This is a genomic window from Kineococcus auxinigenes, from assembly GCF_050871525.1.
Lineage (GTDB): Bacteria > Actinomycetota > Actinomycetes > Actinomycetales > Kineococcaceae > Kineococcus.
The window spans coordinates 23,123-39,409 of the sequence record NZ_JBKBCT010000014.1 but is presented as its reverse complement, the minus strand read 5'-3'; the positions used below and the strand labels follow the sequence as shown (position 1 = coordinate 39,409).

The window sequence follows — 16,287 nt, the reverse complement described above, 5'->3', positions numbered from 1 at the left end:
GGGGTCGCCGTGGGCGCGACCCCCGGCACCCGCGCGTCGCCGGCCCCGGGCACGTAGCCGCAGCGGGCCCGGCCGGCACGACCGGCGGGGATCCCGGCCGTCCGCACCCGATCGACGCTGCGACGCAGCACGCACGAAGGGTTCTCCCATGGCCTCACCCACGCACGGCGCCTCCTCAGCGCACCACCCGGTCCAGGGGCACGGCGCGACCACGACCGTGCCGCTGCCCCCGGACAGCCGCGGTCCGCACTCCCGACGGCTGGGCCGGGTCGCGGTGGTCGCCACCTTCGGCGGCCTGCTGTTCGGCTACGACACCGGCGTCATCAACGGCGCGCTCGAGCCGATGGAGACCTACTTCGGCCTCACCGCGTTCACCGAGGGGCTCGTCACCAGCATCCTGCTGCTCGGCGCCGCCTTGGGTGCCGCCCTCGGTGGGCGCCTCTCCGACCGCCAGGGCCGCCGCAAGAACATCCTGCTGCTGGCCGGCCTGTTCTTCGCCGGCGCCGTCGGGTGCGTGCTCTCCCCGAACCTCACCGTGCTCGTCGTGGCCCGCTTCGTGCTCGGCCTGGCGGTCGGTGGAGCCTCGGTGACCGTGCCGGTCTACCTGGCGGAGATCTCCCCGTCCGAGCGCCGTGGTGGTCTCGTCACCCGCAACGAGGTCATGATCGTGACGGGGCAGTTCGCCGCGTTCGTCGTCAACGCGATCATCGGCAACGTCTGGGGCGAGAACGAGAACGTCTGGCGGTACATGCTCGCCGTGGCGGCGCTGCCTGCCGTGGCGCTGTTCTTCGGCATGCTCCGCATGCCCGAGAGCCCGCGCTGGCTCGTCTCCCAGGGGCGCGACGCCGAGGCTCTCGACGTCCTGCGCCAGGTCCGCAGCCCCGAGCGGGCGCAGGCCGAGCTCGCCGAGGTCCACGCCCTGGCCGAGGAGGAGAAGGAGGCCCACGTCGGCGGGTGGTCCGACCTGGGCACCGAGTGGGTGCGGCGGGTCCTGTTCATCGCCATCGGGCTGGCCGTCTTCCAGCAGCTCACCGGCATCAACTCGATCATGTACTACGGCACGCAGCTGCTGCAGGAGGTCGGGTTCTCGGCCAACGGCGCCCTCATCGCCAACACCGCCAACGGCGCCTTCTCCCTCGCCGGCGTCCTCGTCGGCCTGCGGCTGATCAACCGCGTCGACCGGCGAACGATGCTGCTGGTCGGCTTCACCGGGACGACCGTCGCCCACCTGCTCGTCGGGATCTTCTCCACCGTGCTGCCCCCGGGGCTCCTGCGCGGCTACGTCATCCTCGCGCTCGTCGTCGCGTTCGTGTTCGTCATGCAGGGGACCATCGGCCCGCTCGTCTGGCTGATGCTCGCGGAGATCTTCCCGCTGAAGCTGCGCGGCTTCGGCCTGGGCGTGGCGGTGTTCCTGCTGTGGGTCACGAACTTCCTGGTGGGCCTGTCGTTCCCGCAGCTGGTCGCCGGGGTCGGCATCTCCTCGACGTTCTTCATCTTCGCCGCGCTGGGCGTCGCCGCCCTGGTCTTCATCAAGACCTCGGTCCCCGAGACGCGCGGTCGGTCGCTGGAGGAGCTGGAGGAGCAGTTCCGCCGGGACTACTCCTGAGCGCGCGGTCACCGGTCGTGCGCTGCTGAGAACGCTGTAGACGTCGAGGGAAGGCAGGACCGCATGTCCGTCATGGTCGCCGTGACCGACTCCGCCGAGGGGCAGAACGCCCTGCGCGCCGCGTACGCGGAGGCGCAGCTGCTGGGGACCGACCTGGTCGCCGTGAACCTGCAGCTGGGCCCGCTGGACCTCTCCGAGGCCCCCGAGGGGCTGGGTGTGGAGGTCGTCGAGCGCCCCTCGCGCCGCTCCCGGGAGGAGGCGGTGCTCGGCGCGCTCGCCGAGCGGGCGGGTTCGGTGCACCGCCTGGTGATCGGGGTCCGCCGGCGCTCACCCGTCGGCAAGGCGGTGCTGGGCAGCCTGTCCCAGGAGCTGCTCATGGAGGCCGACGTGCCGATCCTCGCCGTCAAGCTGCCCGCCCAGAACCCGCGCTGAACGCGCCGGAGCACCGCACGCACCGCGGCCCGCCACCCCCTCGGGGTGGCGGGCCGCGGTGCGTCCCGGAGGCTCTCAGCGCAGGCCCGTGCGCCGGCGCTCCTCGTGGGCCGCCAGCTGGTCGTCCAGGCGGTCCTGCTCCCAGCCCTCCTCCACGGCCTGCCACAGCAGCTCCGCCTGCGTCTGCGGTGCCAGCCCCCCGATCGGCTGGTCGCGGTCGAGGTTCGTGGGGAACGCGTACGCCTCGGCGGCCACGGCCACGACGTTGCGCAGCGCGCGCTCGCCCGCCCCCGCCGCGCGCTGCGCGCGCAGCGCCCCGAACACCGCCGAGCTCGCGGCGGTGGTGTCCACCGTCTCCATGGCCCGGCCGAACGCGGAGGAGACCTGCAGCAGGTTCGCCATGCGCTTGACGTCGGCGGACACGTTGGACCCCGCGCCGTGGAAGAGGGCGGGGTTGAAGAACACCGCGTCGCCCTTGCGCAGCGGCAGCTGCACGCGGTGGGCGTCGAAGTACGCGGTGAACTCCGGCTGGTGGAAGGCGACGTAGCCGGCCGGGTACTTCTGCGAGTGCGGCAGGTACAGCGTCGGTCCGGTCTCCACGGGCATGTCCACGTGCGCGACGGCGCCCTGCAGGGTGAGCGCCGGGGACAGGGCGTGCACGTGCGCGGGGTAGCCCAGCGCCTGCTCGCGGTCCATGAACCCCAGGTGGTAGTCGCGGTGCGCGCGCTGCGCGGTGCCGCCGGGGTTGACGACGTTGACCTGCGAGGTGACCTGGTAGCCGCGGCCCAGCCACGCCTCGCAGACCAGGGCGAGCACGTCGTTGGCGTAGTAGTCGCAGAACGCCTCTGGATCGCGCACGGCGAACTTGTCCAGCGCGCCCCACACGCGGTCGTTCGCACCGGGCTTGGCGAAGTGGTCGCCGCCGGCGACCCCGGCGGCCCTCTGCTCGTCGATCAGCGCGCGGAACACCGTGCCGGCGCGATCCACGGCTCCTGCGTCGAAGGCGCCGGAGAACACCACGATCCCGGGGCCGTCGGCGAGGGCGTGCACGAGTTCGGTCTGCACCTCGCGCCGGGCGGTCGCGTCGGCCAGGGCGCCGCGCAGCCGCTCGCCGTAGACGAGGACGCCCTGCTCGACGGCGTCGGCGTGCGGGTAGCCGCTCAGCTGGGTCTCCTGCTCGACGACGGCGCGGAAGGCGTCCAGGTCGCAGTCGGCCGGGGTGAACCAGGCGGGGCTGCTCGGCGTGGTGGGGGAGGTGGGCATCGGGCGGGCCTCTCTGTCGTCTGGGGCGGGGAACGGATCGGGGTCAGGCCGGGGTTCCTCCCGTCCGGACCTCGTCGACGCGCACGGGCCGGTGCTCGCGCAGCGAGAGCGTGCACGCCTCGGCGATCCAGCCGGCCTCCACGGCGTCGGCGACGGTGCACGGCGAGGGGCGGGTCCCGGCGACGACCTCGGTGAACGCGCACAGCTCGGCGCGGTAGGCGTCGGCGAAGCGGTCCATGAAGAACTCGTGCGGCGCCCCGGCGGGGAAGGTCGTGCCCGGCTCCAGCGAGCGCAGCGGCAGGCGGTCGTCCAGACCGGCGGCGACGCTGTCGGCCGTGCCGTGCAGCTCCAGGCGCACGTCGTAGCCGCGGGCGTTGTAGCGGGTGTTGGACACCAGGGCCAGCGCGCCGTCGTCGAGCGTGAGGACGGCCGCGGAGGTGTCCACGTCGCCGTTCTCGGCGAAGACCGGGTCGCCGTTCGCACTGCCGGTGGCGTACACCTCCACGACCTCCCGGCCGGTGACGAACCGCACGGTGTCGAAGTCGTGGACGCTGCAGTCGCGGAAGATCCCGCCGGAGCCGGCGACGTACGCCGCCGGCGGTGGAGCGGGGTCCATCGTGGTGGAGCGCACCGTGTGCAGGCGCCCGAGGGCGCCGGAGGCGACCGCCTCGCGGGCCGCGGCCACGGCGGCGTCGAAGCGCCGGTTGTACCCGATCTGCACGGGGACCCCCGCAGCCTCGACGCGGCGCAGCACGTCCACCGCGTCGGCGGCCGCCCGGGCGACGGGCTTCTCGCAGAACACCGGCAGCCCCGCGTCCACGGCGGCCAGGATCAGCTCGGGGTGGGCGTCGGTCGCGGCGGCGACGACGAGGCCGTCGACGCCGGAGGCGAGGACCTCACCCGTCCCGGACACGGCCACGACGCGGCCGGGGTGGCGCTCGGCCACCGCCTGCGCCGCGCCGGGGGCCACGTCGGCGACGACGAGCGAGTCCACGGCCTCCAGGCCGGTGAGGGTGGCGGCGTGGAAGGCGCCGATGCGCCCCAGGCCGATCAGTCCGAGGCGCACGGGTTCCTCCAGGGTTGCGCGGGGTCCGGGGTGTGGTTCTGCGGGTGGTGCCGGTTCCACGGGGCGGTGAGTGTCAGTCCAGGCCGCCGAGGACGTTCTGGTCCCAGTCGAGCACCGACCCGGTGACGACGCCGGAACGGTCGGAGAGCAGGAAGACGACCATGTCGGCGATCTCGTCGACCTGCCCGAGCCGGCCCATCGGGAGGTCGCGTCCGGCCCGCTCGGCCCACCCGCCGGTCGCGCCGTGGAACTCGCGCTGGGTGGCGTCCTCGCCCTCCGTGTCGGTCCAGCCGATGTCCAGGCCGTTGACGCGGATGCGGTCGAAGCGGTGCGCGTGCGCGACGTTGCGGGTCAGCCCGGCGAGCCCCGCCTTGGCCGCGACGTAAGGGGCCAGGTACGGCTGCCCGCCGTGCTCCGAGGAGGAGATGACGTTGACGACCGTCCCGGGCGCACCGCGGGAGAGCATGTCGCGGACGACCGCCTGCATCAGGAAGAAGGGCCCGCGCACGTTCACCGCGACGTGGGCGTCGAACAGTTCCGGGGTGGTGTCCAGCAGCGTGCCGCGAGCGGTGAGCCCGGCGGCGTTGACGAGGCAGTCCACCCGGCCGTGCCGCTCGACGGTCGCGGCCACCGACGCCCGGGCGGAGGTGACGTCGGCGACGTCGGTGCGCACGAACGACGCCTGCGCGCCCGTGGCGGTCAGCCCGGCGACCAGGGCCTCGCCGACGTCCGGTCGTCGCCCGGTGACCACGACGGCGGCACCCTCGCGGGCGGCGGCCCGCGCTACCGCCGCACCCACCCCCTGGGTCCCTCCGCTGACGAGCACGACTTTGCCGGGCAGCAGCGCCACGGTCCTCCTCCTGGTGCGGGATCGGCGGCCGGGTGGACGCCGTGGTGCGGTCAGCGGTCGACGAGGGTGACCTCGAAGGCGTAGCGGCTGGCGCGGTAGACGTGCCGGCCCCACTCCACGGCCCGGCCGGAGTCGTCGTGGGTGGTGCGCTCCATCGTCAGCAGGGGGCTGCCGCGGGTCTCGTCGAGCAGCGAGCACTCCTCGACGGTGGCGCGCCGGGCCCCGATGCGCTGGCGGGCCACGCGCATCCCCACCCCCCGCGAGCGCAGCAGCTGGTACAGGCCCCGCTCGGCCAGGCTGGTCTCGGCCAGGTCGGTGAACTGCTCGGGCAGCCAGTTCTCCAGCACGGCCAGCGGCTCGTCGGCGGACAGGCGCAGGCGCCGCAGGTGCAGCACGGGGCTGTCCTCGGCGACCGCCAGGCAGGCGGCGACCTCGCCGGGGGCGGGGACGACCTCGTGCACGAGGACCTGCGTGGCGGGGCGCTGGCCGTTGGCCGCGAGGTCGTCGTGCAGGCTGGTCAGCTCCACGGGGCGGGTGACCTGCCCGTGCACGACCTGCGTGCCCACGCCGCGCTTGCGCACCAGCAGGCCCTTGTCGACGAGCTGCTGGATGGCCCGCCGCATCGTGGGCCGGGACAGGCCCAGCCGGTCGGCCAGGGTGATCTCGTTCTCCAGCCGGGAACCGGGGGGCAGCTTGCCGCCCTCGATGGCCTGCTCGATCTGCCGGGCGACCTGGAAGTAGAGGGGGACCGGGCTTGACCGGTCGAGGTCGTCGAAGAGGTCGTCCACCGCGGGGGGCTCCTGTGCTCAGCGTCGTTGCTCAGCCGCTGCCGGCCGTCGCGCCATGCTAGCCCGAGGGTGGCTTTCACGTCAGCATGTCGATTTGTCCTGACATATGCTTGACAGCGTTCGGGGCGGGAGGTCAGGCTGGGTGCTGTCACCGCGCCGATGCGGCCCGGGCGACGCACGTGCCCGGGAGGGACGCACCGCTCCAGGGCGCACCGGAGCGCTCCCTCCCGGGCAGTGCTCCGGCTCCGCCGGAACGAGGCCCGACGAGATTCGAGGGAGGCTCGCGTGAGCAGCAGCGCCGCGTTCGACGTGGTGACGATGGGCAGGGTCGGGGTCGACATCTACCCCCTGCAGGACGGTGTGGGGCTGGAGGACGTCGAGACCTTCGGCAAGTACCTGGGTGGCAGCGCCACCAACGTCGCGGTCGCCGCCGCCCGCCACGGCCGGTCCGCCGCCGTCGTCACCCGCACCGGCCACGACGCCTTCGGCACGTTCGTCCACAAGGCGCTGGCGGAGTTCGGCGTCTCCGACGCCTTCGTCTCCGGCGTCGACGGGCTGAACACCCCGCTGGCGTTCTGCGAGATGTACCCGCCGGACCACTTCCCGCTGCTCTTCTACCGCCAGCCGACCGCGCCGGACCTGCAGATCCGCGCCGAGGAGCTGGACCTGGACGCGATCGCCGGCGCCGGGGTGTTCTGGGCGACCGTCACCGGCCTGAGCGAGGAGCCCAGCCGCGGTGCCCACCACGCCGCGTGGGGCGCCCGCGCCCGCAAGCCGCTGACGGTCCTGGACCTGGACTACCGGCCGATGTTCTGGGAGGACCCGGCCGAGGCCACCGAGCAGGTCCGTCGGGCACTGCCGCACGTCACCGTCGCGGTCGGCAACAAGGAGGAGTGCGAGGTCGCCGTCGGCGAGACCGAGCCCCGCCGCGCCGCCGAGGCGCTGCTGGACGCCGGCGTCGAGATCGCCGTCGTCAAGCAGGGCCCGCGCGGCGTGCTCGGCATGACCCGCGACGGCTCCGGCACCCGGGTCGTCGAGGTGCCCCCGACCCCCGTGGAGGTCGTCAACGGCCTGGGTGCCGGTGACGGTTTCGGCGGCGCCCTGTGCCACGGGCTGCTGTCCGGCTGGGACCTCGAGCACGTGCTGAGGTTCGCCAACGCCGCCGGGGCGATCGTCGCCACCCGCCGCGAGTGCTCCACCGCCATGCCGACGACCGCCGAGGTCGAGGCCCTGCTGCAGGAGGTCGCCGCCCGTGCCTGAGAACCCCTCCTTCGCCAAGGACTACGCGGAGGTCTCCGACGTCCGCGCGTTCCAGCCCGAGCGCATCGCCGAGCTGTCCCGGGCGCGCCGCCGCCGCCGGCAGCTGCTGCCCGCCGACGGCCGCCTGATGATCGTGGCCGCCGACCACCCGGCGCGCGGCGCCAACGGCGTGGGCGCGCGCCCCATGGCCATGGCCAGCCGCACCGAACTGCTGGACCGCCTGCGCGTGGCGCTGGCCGACCCCGGCGTGGACGGGCTGCTCGGCAGCGCCGACATCATCGAGGACCTCACCCTCATGGGGGCGCTGGAGGGCAAGGTCGTCTTCGGCTCGATGAACCGCGGCGGCCTGCAGGGCGCCTCGTTCGAGCTCGACGACCGCTTCACCGGCTACGACGCGCAGGCGATCGCCGACGCCAACCTCGACGGCGGCAAGTTCCTCACCCGCATCGCGCTGGACGACCCCGGCACGCTGCCGACCCTGACCGCCTCCGCGCAGGCCATCAGCGAACTGTCCGAGCGTCGGCTCGTCGCGATGATCGAGCCGTTCTGGTCGCGCTGGGTGGACGGCAAGGTCGTGCACGACCTGACCGCCGAGGGCGTCATCAAGTCCGTCAACGTGGCCCAGGCCCTCGGCCGCACCACCGCGTACACCTGGCTGAAGGTGCCCGTGGTGGAGGGGATGGAGCGCGTCATGGAGGCCACGACGCTGCCCACGGTCCTGCTGGGCGGGGACCCGGTCACCTCCCCGGAGGAGACGTTCGCGACCTGGCAGAAGGCGCTGGCCCTGCCCTCGGTGCGTGGGCTGACCGTCGGGCGCACCCTGCTGTACCCGCCGGACGACGACGTGGCCGGTGCCGTGCGCACCGCCGCCTCGCTCGTGCACTGAACCCACCACCCGACAGAGGAAGAGGATCGACCGACGTGGCGGACAACGCCCTGCACCTGCCCCGCGGCAGCGCCGCCCGCGACGGGTTCGACCTCGTGGTGACGCCCGAGGACGCCGGCTGGGGCTTCTCCAGCCTGCGCACCCTCACCCTCGCCCCGGGTGCCGCCCACGAGTTCGCCACGGGGGAGGAGGAACTGCTCGTCCTGCCGCTGTCGGGCGCCGCGCGCGTCGAGGTGGACGGCGAGGTGATCGACCTGGCCGGCCGCAGCAGCGTGTTCGACGCGGTCAGCGACTTCGCCTACGTCGGCCGCGACAGCACCGTCCGCGTCTCCAGCCGCGACGGCGCAGTGCTCTCGTTCCCCGGCGCCCGTGCCCGCCGCCGCCTGCCGTTCCGCTACGGCCCCGCCTCCGGGGTCGCCGTGGAGCTGCGGGGGGCGGGCCGGTGCAGCCGGCAGGTCAACAACTTCGCCACCCCGCAGGCGTTCGAGACCGACAAGCTCATCGCCTGCGAGGTGCTCACCCCGGCGGCGAACTGGTCCTCGTACCCGCCGCACCGGCACGACCGCACCAGCGACGTGGAGAGCGAGCTGGAGGAGGTCTACTACTTCGAGTTCCGCTCGCTGGCTCCCACCGGCACCCCCGGCGCGGAGGCCGGCCTGGGCTACCAGCGCGTGTACGGCGACCCGGAGCGGCCGATCGACGTGCTGGAGGAGGTGCGTTCCGGCGACGTCGTGCTCATCCCGCACGGCTGGCACGGCCCGTCCATCGCCTCGCCCTCGCACGACATGTACTACCTCAACGTCATGGCCGGCCCGGAGGACGAGCGGGCCTGGAAGATCTGCGACGACCCCGCCCACGGGTGGGTCCGCGGCACGTGGGACGAGCAGGACGTCGACCCCCGGCTGCCCCTCTACTCCGCGCCCACCGGCGCCTGAAACCCCTCCCCGCACGAACCGATCGGAGCCGATCGCCATGAGCGCACCCACCCCGAACCCGGCGGGCACCGTCCGCCTGACCGTCGCCCAGGCGGTCGTGCGGTTCCTCAGCTGCCAGTTCACCGAGCGCGACGGGCAGCGCCAGCAGTTCTTCGGCGGCGTGCTGGGCATCTTCGGCCACGGCAACGTGGCCGGCGTCGGGCAGGCGCTGCTGGAGGCCGAGCTGGAGGCCGACGCCGGCGACGGCTGGAAGCCCGCGGCGCAGGTGCCGTACATCACCGGGCGCAACGAGCAGGCGATGGTGCACACCGCCGTCGGCTACGCCCGCCAGAAGGACCGGCTGCAGGCGATGGCCGTGACGGCATCCATCGGCCCGGGCTCGTCGAACATGCTCACCGGCGCGGCGCTGGCCACCGTCAACCGCATCCCCGTGCTGCTGCTGCCCAGCGACGTCTTCGCCACCCGCGTCGCCTCCCCGGTGCTGCAGGAGCTGGAGCACGACTACGGCTACGACGTCTCCGTCAACGACGCCTTCCGGCCGCTGTCGCGCTTCTTCGACCGCGTGTGGCGCCCCGAGCAGCTGCCCGCGGCCCTGCTGGGGGCGATGCGCGTGCTGACCGATCCCGCGCAGACCGGCGCGGCCACGGTCTGCCTGCCCCAGGACGTGCAGGCCGAGGCGCACGACTGGCCGGCGGAGCTGTTCCGCGAGCGCACCTGGCGCATCGCCCGCCCGGTGCCGGAGAAGGCGCTGATCCAGGAGGCGGCCGCGCTGGTCCGCGCCGCGAAGGCGCCGATGGTCGTCGCCGGCGGCGGCGTGACCTACTCGGGCGCCGACGACGCGCTGCGCGCGTTCGTGGAGGCCACCGGCATCCCGGTGGGCCAGTCGCAGGCCGGCAAGGGCACCCTGCCGTACGACCACCCGCTGTGCCTGGGGGCGATCGGTTCCACCGGCACCACCGCGGCCAACGAGATCGCCGCCGAGGCGGACCTCGTCATCGGCATCGGGACCCGCTACCAGGACTTCACCACGGCCTCGCGCACGGCGTTCCAGAACCCGGACGTGCGGTTCGTCAACATCAACGTCGCCGGGCTGGACAGCGTGAAGCACGCCGGGCTGCCGGTGCTCGCGGACGCCCGGGAGGCGCTCGAGGCCCTGGGGGCCGCCCTGGAGGGCTTCTCCACGCCCGACGAGTACCGGGAGCGCGCAGCGCGCCTGAACCGCGAGTGGGACGCCGTGGTGGAGAGCTACTACCGCTCCGGGCTGGGGGAGCGCAACGGCGTGCTGGCGCAGGCCGAGGTGCTCGGCGCCGTCGACGAGGTCGCGGACGCGCGCGACGTCGTGGTGTGCGCGGCCGGCTCGCTGCCGGGCGACCTGCACAGCATGTGGCGCACGCGCGACCGCAAGGGCTACCACGTCGAGTACGGGTACTCCTGCATGGGCTACGAGATCCCCGGCGGCATCGGGGTCCGGATGGCCGCGCCGGACCGGGACGTCTTCATCACGGTCGGGGACGGTTCCTACCTGATGATGCCCACCGAGCTGGTCACGGCCGTGCAGGAGCGGGTGAAGGTGATCGTGGTGCTGCTGCAGAACCACGGCTTCGCCTCCATCGGCGCGCTGTCGGAGTCGCGCGGCTCGCAGCGCTACGGCACGAAGTACCGCTACCGCGACGAGCAGGGCCACCTGGCCGGCGACAAGCTCCCCGTGGACCTGGCCGCCAACGCCGAGAGCCTGGGGGTGCGCGTGCTGCGCGTGAGCACCCGCGCCGAGCTCGTGGCGGCGCTGCAGGACGCCAAGGCGTCCGAGGAGTCCACGCTGGTGCACGTGGAGACCGACCTGTACTCCGAGGCGCCCGACGGTGGCGGCTGGTGGGACGTGCCCGTCTCCGAGGTCTCCCACCTGGCCTCGACGCAGTCCGCCCGCGCGGAGTACGAGGCGCACAAGGCGCGCCAGCGCCCGCTGCTCTGACGCCCGCCGGGGGAGGGGACGTTCCCGCCGCGCTCCTGGGCGCGGCGGGAACGGGCGGGCCGAGCGCCACCAGGTCAGAATGTCCGGACAAATGCTTGACAGGTCGCGCAGGGCGCGCGACAGTTCCCGTGCCCGCAGGTGGTGCTGGGCGGACGGTGCAGGAACACGACGACGTGGAGGGTTCTGAAGTGAGCCGCATCACCATCGGATCGGCCCCCGACTCCTGGGGCGTCTGGTTCGCCGACGACCCGCTGCAGACCCCGTGGACCCGCTTCCTCGACGAGGTCGCCGAGGCCGGCTACGAGTGGATCGAGCTGGGCCCGTACGGCTACCTGCCGACCGATCCGCAGCAGCTGGCCGACGCGCTGGCGCCGCGGAACCTCAAGGTCTCCGCCGGCACCATCTTCGCCGCCCTGCACCGCCCGGACCACTACGACGAGGCGTGGGCCCAGGTCGAGGAGGTCGCGGAGCTGACCCGCGCGATGGGCGGCACCCACCTGGTGGTCATCCCCGGCCAGTGGCGCAGCGACAAGACCGGTGAGGCCCTGGAGCCGCGCACCCTGGACGAGGAGGGCTGGCAGCGGCTGGCCTCCGGCATGGACCGCCTCGGCCGGGCGATCAAGGACGGCTACGGCCTGCAGATGGCGTTCCACTCCCACGCCGACACCCACGTCGACACCCAGGACGAGATCGAGCGCTTCCTGGAGATGACCGACCCCGACGCGGTGAAGCTCTGCCTGGACACCGGCCACGTCAGCTACTCCGGCGGGGACAACCTGGAGATCATCCGCCGGTACCCCGACCGCATCGCCTACGCCCACCTCAAGCAGGTGGACCCGCAGGTGGTCGCGAAGGTGAAGGCCGAGGACCTCGGCTTCGGCGACGCCGTCAAGCTCGGCGCGATGGTGGAGCCCCCGCAGGGGGTCCCCGACATGCCGCCCATCCTGGACGCCCTGGAAGATCTGGGGCGTGACGTCTTCGCCATCGTCGAGCAGGACCTCTACCCGGTCGCCTTCGACGCCCCGCTGCCCATCGCCAAGCGCACCTTCAGCTACCTGCGCTCCTGCCGGCTCCCGCAGGCCTGAGCCCGCGCTGTCGGCCCCCGACCCGGGTGGCCGGCGCGCGCTCCACCCGCACCACCCGCACCGCCGCACCACCCCGCTGAGGAACAGCGGGCTCCACGCCAGCGGGCCGACGACGCCCGGGGAGAAGGGAACGGATCGATGAGGATTCGCTCGCACAGGACCGCCGCCGCCGCGTTCGTGGCCGTGGCCGCGATGACCGTGGCCGGCTGCAGCTCCTCCGGTGGACGTGAGGAGACCGGAGGGGACGAGGCGGCCGCGGGGGTCGCCGACACCCCCCGCATGGAGATCGCGATGATCACCCACGCCGCCCCGGGGGACACCTTCTGGGACATCGTGCGCTCCGGAGCCGAGGACGCCGCGGCCAAGGACAACGTCGAGCTGAACTTCCAGGGCGCGCCCGAGGCCGGCGACCAGGTCAACCTGGTCCAGAGCGCGATCGACTCCGGGGTGGACGGCATCGCGGTCACCCTGGCCAAGGCGGACGCCCTGACCCCGGTGGTGCAGGCGGCCACGGAGGCGGGCATCCCCGTGGTCGCCTTCAACGGCGGTTTCGAGGACTGGCAGGAGTCCGGTGCCGTGGGCTACTTCGGCCAGGACGAGGAGCTGGCCGGCGAGGCCGCCGGCACGAGGCTGACCGAGGAGGGCGCCCAGCACGAGCTCTGCGTCATCCAGGAGCAGGGCCACGTCGGCCTGGAGGCGCGCTGCCGCGGTGTGGACAACACCTTCAACGGCACCAGCGAGGTGCTGTACGTGACCGGCACCGACATGCCGTCGGTGCAGCAGGCGATCACCTCGAAGCTGCAGCAGTCCCCGAGCATCGACCGCGTCGTCACCCTGGGTGCGCCGTTCGCGATGACGGCCGTGCAGTCCGTGGACGCGGCCGGCAGCGAGGCGCAGGTGGTCACCTTCGACACCAACGAGGAGCTGATCGGCGCCATCCAGGACGGCGACGTGCAGTGGGCGATCGACCAGCAGCCCTACCTGCAGGGCTACCTGGCCGTGGACTCGCTGTGGCTGTACAACACCAACGGCAACACCATCGGTGGTGGGCAGCCCACGCTGACCGGCCCGTCGTTCATCGACTCCACCAACGTCGACCGCGTGGCGGAGTTCGCCGCCGGCGGGACCAGGTGACGTCCGCGTGAGCACCTCGGTCACCGCTCCCAGCGCCGGTCCCGCGGTCCGCGACCGCGACGACCGGGTCAAGACCCGGTCCTTCGCCTCCCGGCTGCTGTCCCGGCCGGAGATCGGCTCCCTCATCGGCGCCCTGGCGGTGTTCATCCTCTTCTGCGCGGTGGCGCCCACCTTTCGGCAGGCGTCCTCGCTGGCCACGGTCGCCTACGCCGGTTCGACGATCGGCATCATGGCCGTGGCGGTGGCCCTGCTGATGATCGGCGGGGAGTTCGACCTGTCGGCCGGCGTGGTCGTGACCACCACGGCGCTGGCGGCGGCGACGTTCTCCTACCAGCTGCGGCTGAACCTGTGGGTCGGGATCTTCGTCTCGCTCCTGCTGGCCCTGGCGATCGGCGCCTTCAACGGCTGGTTGCTCATGCGCACCGGCCTGCCCAGCTTCCTGATCACCCTGGGCACGTTCTTCATGCTGCAGGGCATCAACCTGGGTGTGACGAAGCTGCTGACCGGCGGGGTCTCCTCCAGCGCCGTGTCCGACATGGACGGCTGGGACTCCGCCCGCGCGGTGTTCGCCTCGACCATCACCGTCGGCGGGGTCGGCATCCGGATCACCGTGCTGTGGTGGATCCTGTTCGTCGCGATCGCCACGTGGACGCTGCTGCGCACCCGGGTGGGCAACTGGATCTTCGCGGTCGGCGGGGACCACGCCGCCGCCCGCGCCGTCGGCGTGCCGGTGAGGAAGACCAAGATCGGCCTGTTCATGGCGGTCGGCTTCTGCGGCTGGTTCGTCGGGATGCACCAGCTGTTCAGCTTCGACTCGATCCAGTCCGGCGGTGGCGTCGGGCAGGAGTTCATCTACATCATCGCCGCCGTCGTCGGCGGGTGCCTGCTCACCGGCGGGTACGGCTCGGCCGTCGGTTCGGCCGTCGGCGCCCTCATCTTCGGCATGACCAGCCTGGGCATCGTCTACGCCGGCTGGGACGCGAACTGGTTCAAGCTGTTCCTCGGCGTGATGCTCCTGCTGGCCACGATCGTCAACCTGGTCGTCAAGAACCAGGCCGCGAAGAGGTGAGGGACCGATGAGCACGCAGGCCCACGAGCGCCCCGGCGCGCCGGGGCAGGACCCGAACACCGAGATCCTGCGCCTGACGGACGTCGGGAAGAGCTACGGCAACGTCCACGCCCTGCGCGGGGTGTCGCTGTCGGTCCGGCAGGGGGAGATCACCTGCGTCCTCGGCGACAACGGTGCCGGCAAGTCGACCCTGATCAAGGTCGTCGCCGGTCTGCACCAGCACACCGAGGGGACGCTGGAGGTCAACGGGGAGCAGGTGCGCTTCTCCTCCCCGCGCGAGTCCCTCGAGCGCGGCATCGCCACCGTCTACCAGGACCTGGCGCTCGTGCCGCTCATGTCGATCTGGCGCAACTTCTTCCTCGGCTCCGAGCTGCGCACCGGCATCGGGCCCTTCAAGCGCCTCGACGTCAAGCGCATGATGGAGATCACCGACGAGGAGCTCACCAAGATGGGCATCAACGTGCCCGACCTGGAGCGCCCCGTCGGTGCCCTCTCGGGCGGCCAGCGCCAGTGCATCGCCATCGCCCGCGCCATCTACTTCGGCGCCAAGGTCCTCATCCTCGACGAGCCGACCGCAGCGCTGGGCGTCAAGCAGTCCGGCGTGGTGCTGAAGTACGTCGCCAAGGCCCGCGACGCGGGCCTCGGCGTCATCTTCATCACCCACAACCCGCACCACGCGTACCTGGTGGGCAACCACTTCGTGATCCTCAACCGCGGCCACGTCTCGCTGGACAAGCCGCGTCAGGAGATCACGCTGGACGAGCTCACCAACGAGATGGCCGGTGGTGCCGAGCTCGCGGCGCTCAGCCACGAGCTCTCGGTGCCCGGCCAGACCCCCGAGAACGCCGCCGCCCTGGCGGCTCCGCACGAGAACGCACGGTAGGAGAAGACACATGAGCACGGCGACGCAGAACACCCGGCACACCGCGCGTCAGGGGTACGACCGGGACCTCCGCGTCGCCGTGCTCGGCGTCGGGATGATGGGCCAGGACCACGCCCGCCGCCTGGCGCGGCTGACCAAGGGCGCCCAGCTCGTCGCGGTCAGCGACGTGGACGCGGCCCGCACCGACGCCGTGGCCGCCGAGTTCGGCGTGCGCGCGCTGCACGACCCGGTCGCGGCGATCCAGGACCCCGAGGTCGACGCGGTCGTCATCGCCACCCCGGGCTTCACCCACGAGGACCTCGTGCTGACGGCGCTGGAGGCCGGCAAGCCGACCCTGTGCGAGAAGCCGCTGACCACGTCGCCCGAGACCTCCCGCAAGGTGGTGGAGGCCGAGCGCGCCCTGGGCCACCAGCTGGTGCAGGTCGGTTTCATGCGCCGCTTCGACGCCGAGTACGAGCAGCTGCGCACTCTCATCGCCTCGCAGGAGCTGGGCCGCCCGCTGTTCCTGCACTGCGCGCACCGCAACGCCACCACCCCGCCGAACTTCAACTCCGAGCAGCTCATCCTCGACTCGGTGGTGCACGAGGTGGACGTGACCCGCTTCCTGCTCGGCGAGGAGATCAGGGCCATCACGGTGCTGACGCCGGGGCGCACCTCCCACGCCCCCGAGGGCCTGCAGGACCCGCAGTTCGTCCTCATGGAGACCGAGAGCGGCGCCCTGGTCGACGTGGAGATCTTCGTCAACACCACGTTCGGCTACGAGGTCCGCACCGAGCTGGTCGCCGAGCGCGGCAGCGCGCGGATCGGCCTGGGCGTCGGTCTGGTGAAGCACTCCTCGGCCGGCTGGGGCGGGCACATCACCGCCGACTTCAAGGAGCGCTTCGGCGCCGCCTACGACACCGAGTTCCAGCGCTGGGTGGACGCCGTCCGCAGCGGTGCCGGCGTCGACGGCCCGGGCGTGTGGGACGGGTACGCCGCCGCCGCCGTCTGCGCCGCGGGCGTGGAGTCCCTGCGCACCGGCCGCCGCGTCGAGGTCGACCTCGGCGCCCGGGTCTGAGGGG

General features: G+C 72.9%; 15 protein-coding genes. 11 read left to right on the top strand and 4 right to left on the bottom strand.

Annotated elements, in window-relative coordinates; all coding sequences use genetic code 11:
• Positions 1–148 precede the first annotated feature (148 nt).
• On the top strand, positions 149–1,606 hold the full coding sequence (locus ACRYR9_RS06690; protein WP_432494798.1) for a sugar porter family MFS transporter: 1,458 nt from the start codon (positions 149–151) through the stop codon (positions 1,604–1,606).
• 63 nt (positions 1,607–1,669) lie between these two features.
• Complete coding sequence (locus tag ACRYR9_RS06685; RefSeq protein WP_432494796.1) at positions 1,670–2,038, top strand: universal stress protein; 369 nt, start codon at positions 1,670–1,672, stop codon at positions 2,036–2,038.
• A gap of 75 nt (positions 2,039–2,113) precedes the next feature.
• On the opposite strand, the gene ACRYR9_RS06680 is transcribed toward ACRYR9_RS06685, so the two are convergent.
• The 4 genes from ACRYR9_RS06680 to ACRYR9_RS06665 all read right to left on the bottom strand — a co-directional run bounded on the left by ACRYR9_RS06680 (position 2,114) and on the right by ACRYR9_RS06665 (position 6,005).
• On the bottom strand, positions 2,114–3,301 hold the full coding sequence (locus ACRYR9_RS06680) for a phytanoyl-CoA dioxygenase family protein (protein ID WP_432494794.1): 1,188 nt from the start codon (positions 3,299–3,301) through the stop codon (positions 2,114–2,116).
• Positions 3,302–3,344: 43 nt separating this feature from the next.
• A complete protein-coding gene (locus ACRYR9_RS06675; RefSeq protein ID WP_432494792.1) occupies positions 3,345–4,367 on the bottom strand; it encodes a Gfo/Idh/MocA family protein in 1,023 nt (340 codons plus the stop codon).
• 73 nt (positions 4,368–4,440) lie between these two features.
• The gene (locus tag ACRYR9_RS06670) at positions 4,441–5,217 is read right to left on the bottom strand and encodes an SDR family oxidoreductase (RefSeq protein WP_432494789.1); all 777 of its coding nucleotides are present in this window, start codon (positions 5,215–5,217) and stop codon (positions 4,441–4,443) included.
• Positions 5,218–5,267: 50 nt separating this feature from the next.
• On the bottom strand, positions 5,268–6,005 hold the full coding sequence (locus ACRYR9_RS06665) for a GntR family transcriptional regulator (RefSeq protein WP_432494787.1): 738 nt from the start codon (positions 6,003–6,005) through the stop codon (positions 5,268–5,270).
• A gap of 318 nt (positions 6,006–6,323) precedes the next feature.
• Here ACRYR9_RS06665 and iolC point away from each other — a divergent pair, with 318 nt between their 5' ends.
• From iolC to ACRYR9_RS06620, 9 genes are all read left to right on the top strand, one after another.
• Complete coding sequence (gene iolC, locus ACRYR9_RS06660) at positions 6,324–7,265, top strand: 5-dehydro-2-deoxygluconokinase (protein WP_432494836.1); 942 nt, start codon at positions 6,324–6,326, stop codon at positions 7,263–7,265.
• Positions 7,258–8,151: a Cgl0159 family (beta/alpha)8-fold protein gene (locus ACRYR9_RS06655; protein WP_432494785.1), complete on the top strand. Its 894-nt coding sequence runs from the start codon at positions 7,258–7,260 to the stop codon at positions 8,149–8,151. Before iolC ends, ACRYR9_RS06655 begins: the two co-directional genes overlap by 8 nt.
• Before the next feature lie 35 nt (positions 8,152–8,186).
• A complete protein-coding gene (gene iolB, locus ACRYR9_RS06650) occupies positions 8,187–9,086 on the top strand; it encodes a 5-deoxy-glucuronate isomerase (protein WP_432494783.1) in 900 nt (299 codons plus the stop codon).
• Positions 9,087–9,123: 37 nt separating this feature from the next.
• Positions 9,124–11,055: a 3D-(3,5/4)-trihydroxycyclohexane-1,2-dione acylhydrolase (decyclizing) gene (iolD, locus tag ACRYR9_RS06645; RefSeq protein WP_432494781.1), complete on the top strand. Its 1,932-nt coding sequence runs from the start codon at positions 9,124–9,126 to the stop codon at positions 11,053–11,055.
• 188 nt (positions 11,056–11,243) lie between these two features.
• The gene (locus tag ACRYR9_RS06640) at positions 11,244–12,140 is read left to right on the top strand and encodes a sugar phosphate isomerase/epimerase family protein (RefSeq protein ID WP_432494779.1); all 897 of its coding nucleotides are present in this window, start codon (positions 11,244–11,246) and stop codon (positions 12,138–12,140) included.
• Between the two features lie 138 nt (positions 12,141–12,278).
• Entirely contained in the window at positions 12,279–13,274 is a 996-nt protein-coding gene (locus tag ACRYR9_RS06635) for a sugar ABC transporter substrate-binding protein (protein ID WP_432494777.1), read from the top strand.
• Positions 13,275–13,281: 7 nt separating this feature from the next.
• The gene (locus ACRYR9_RS06630; RefSeq protein ID WP_432494775.1) at positions 13,282–14,343 is read left to right on the top strand and encodes an ABC transporter permease; all 1,062 of its coding nucleotides are present in this window, start codon (positions 13,282–13,284) and stop codon (positions 14,341–14,343) included.
• Between the two features lie 7 nt (positions 14,344–14,350).
• Positions 14,351–15,226: an ATP-binding cassette domain-containing protein gene (locus ACRYR9_RS06625; RefSeq protein ID WP_432494773.1), complete on the top strand. Its 876-nt coding sequence runs from the start codon at positions 14,351–14,353 to the stop codon at positions 15,224–15,226.
• A gap of 10 nt (positions 15,227–15,236) precedes the next feature.
• Positions 15,237–16,283, top strand: coding sequence for a Gfo/Idh/MocA family protein (locus tag ACRYR9_RS06620; protein ID WP_432494771.1), 1,047 nt, complete (start codon positions 15,237–15,239; stop codon positions 16,281–16,283).
• Positions 16,284–16,287 lie beyond the last annotated feature (4 nt).

Coding starts and splice junctions, on each gene's coding strand:
- ACRYR9_RS06635 (WP_432494777.1), top strand. CDS start 12,279: ATGAGGATTCGCTCGCACAGGACCGCCGCCGCCGCGTTCGTGGCCGTG.
- ACRYR9_RS06625 (WP_432494773.1), top strand. CDS start 14,351: ATGAGCACGCAGGCCCACGAGCGCCCCGGCGCGCCGGGGCAGGACCCG.
- ACRYR9_RS06690 (WP_432494798.1), top strand. CDS start 149: ATGGCCTCACCCACGCACGGCGCCTCCTCAGCGCACCACCCGGTCCAG.
- ACRYR9_RS06620 (WP_432494771.1), top strand. CDS start 15,237: ATGAGCACGGCGACGCAGAACACCCGGCACACCGCGCGTCAGGGGTAC.
- iolD (WP_432494781.1), top strand. CDS start 9,124: ATGAGCGCACCCACCCCGAACCCGGCGGGCACCGTCCGCCTGACCGTC.
- ACRYR9_RS06685 (WP_432494796.1), top strand. CDS start 1,670: ATGTCCGTCATGGTCGCCGTGACCGACTCCGCCGAGGGGCAGAACGCC.
- ACRYR9_RS06680 (WP_432494794.1), bottom strand. CDS start 3,301: ATGCCCACCTCCCCCACCACGCCGAGCAGCCCCGCCTGGTTCACCCCG.
- iolC (WP_432494836.1), top strand. CDS start 6,324: ATGGGCAGGGTCGGGGTCGACATCTACCCCCTGCAGGACGGTGTGGGG.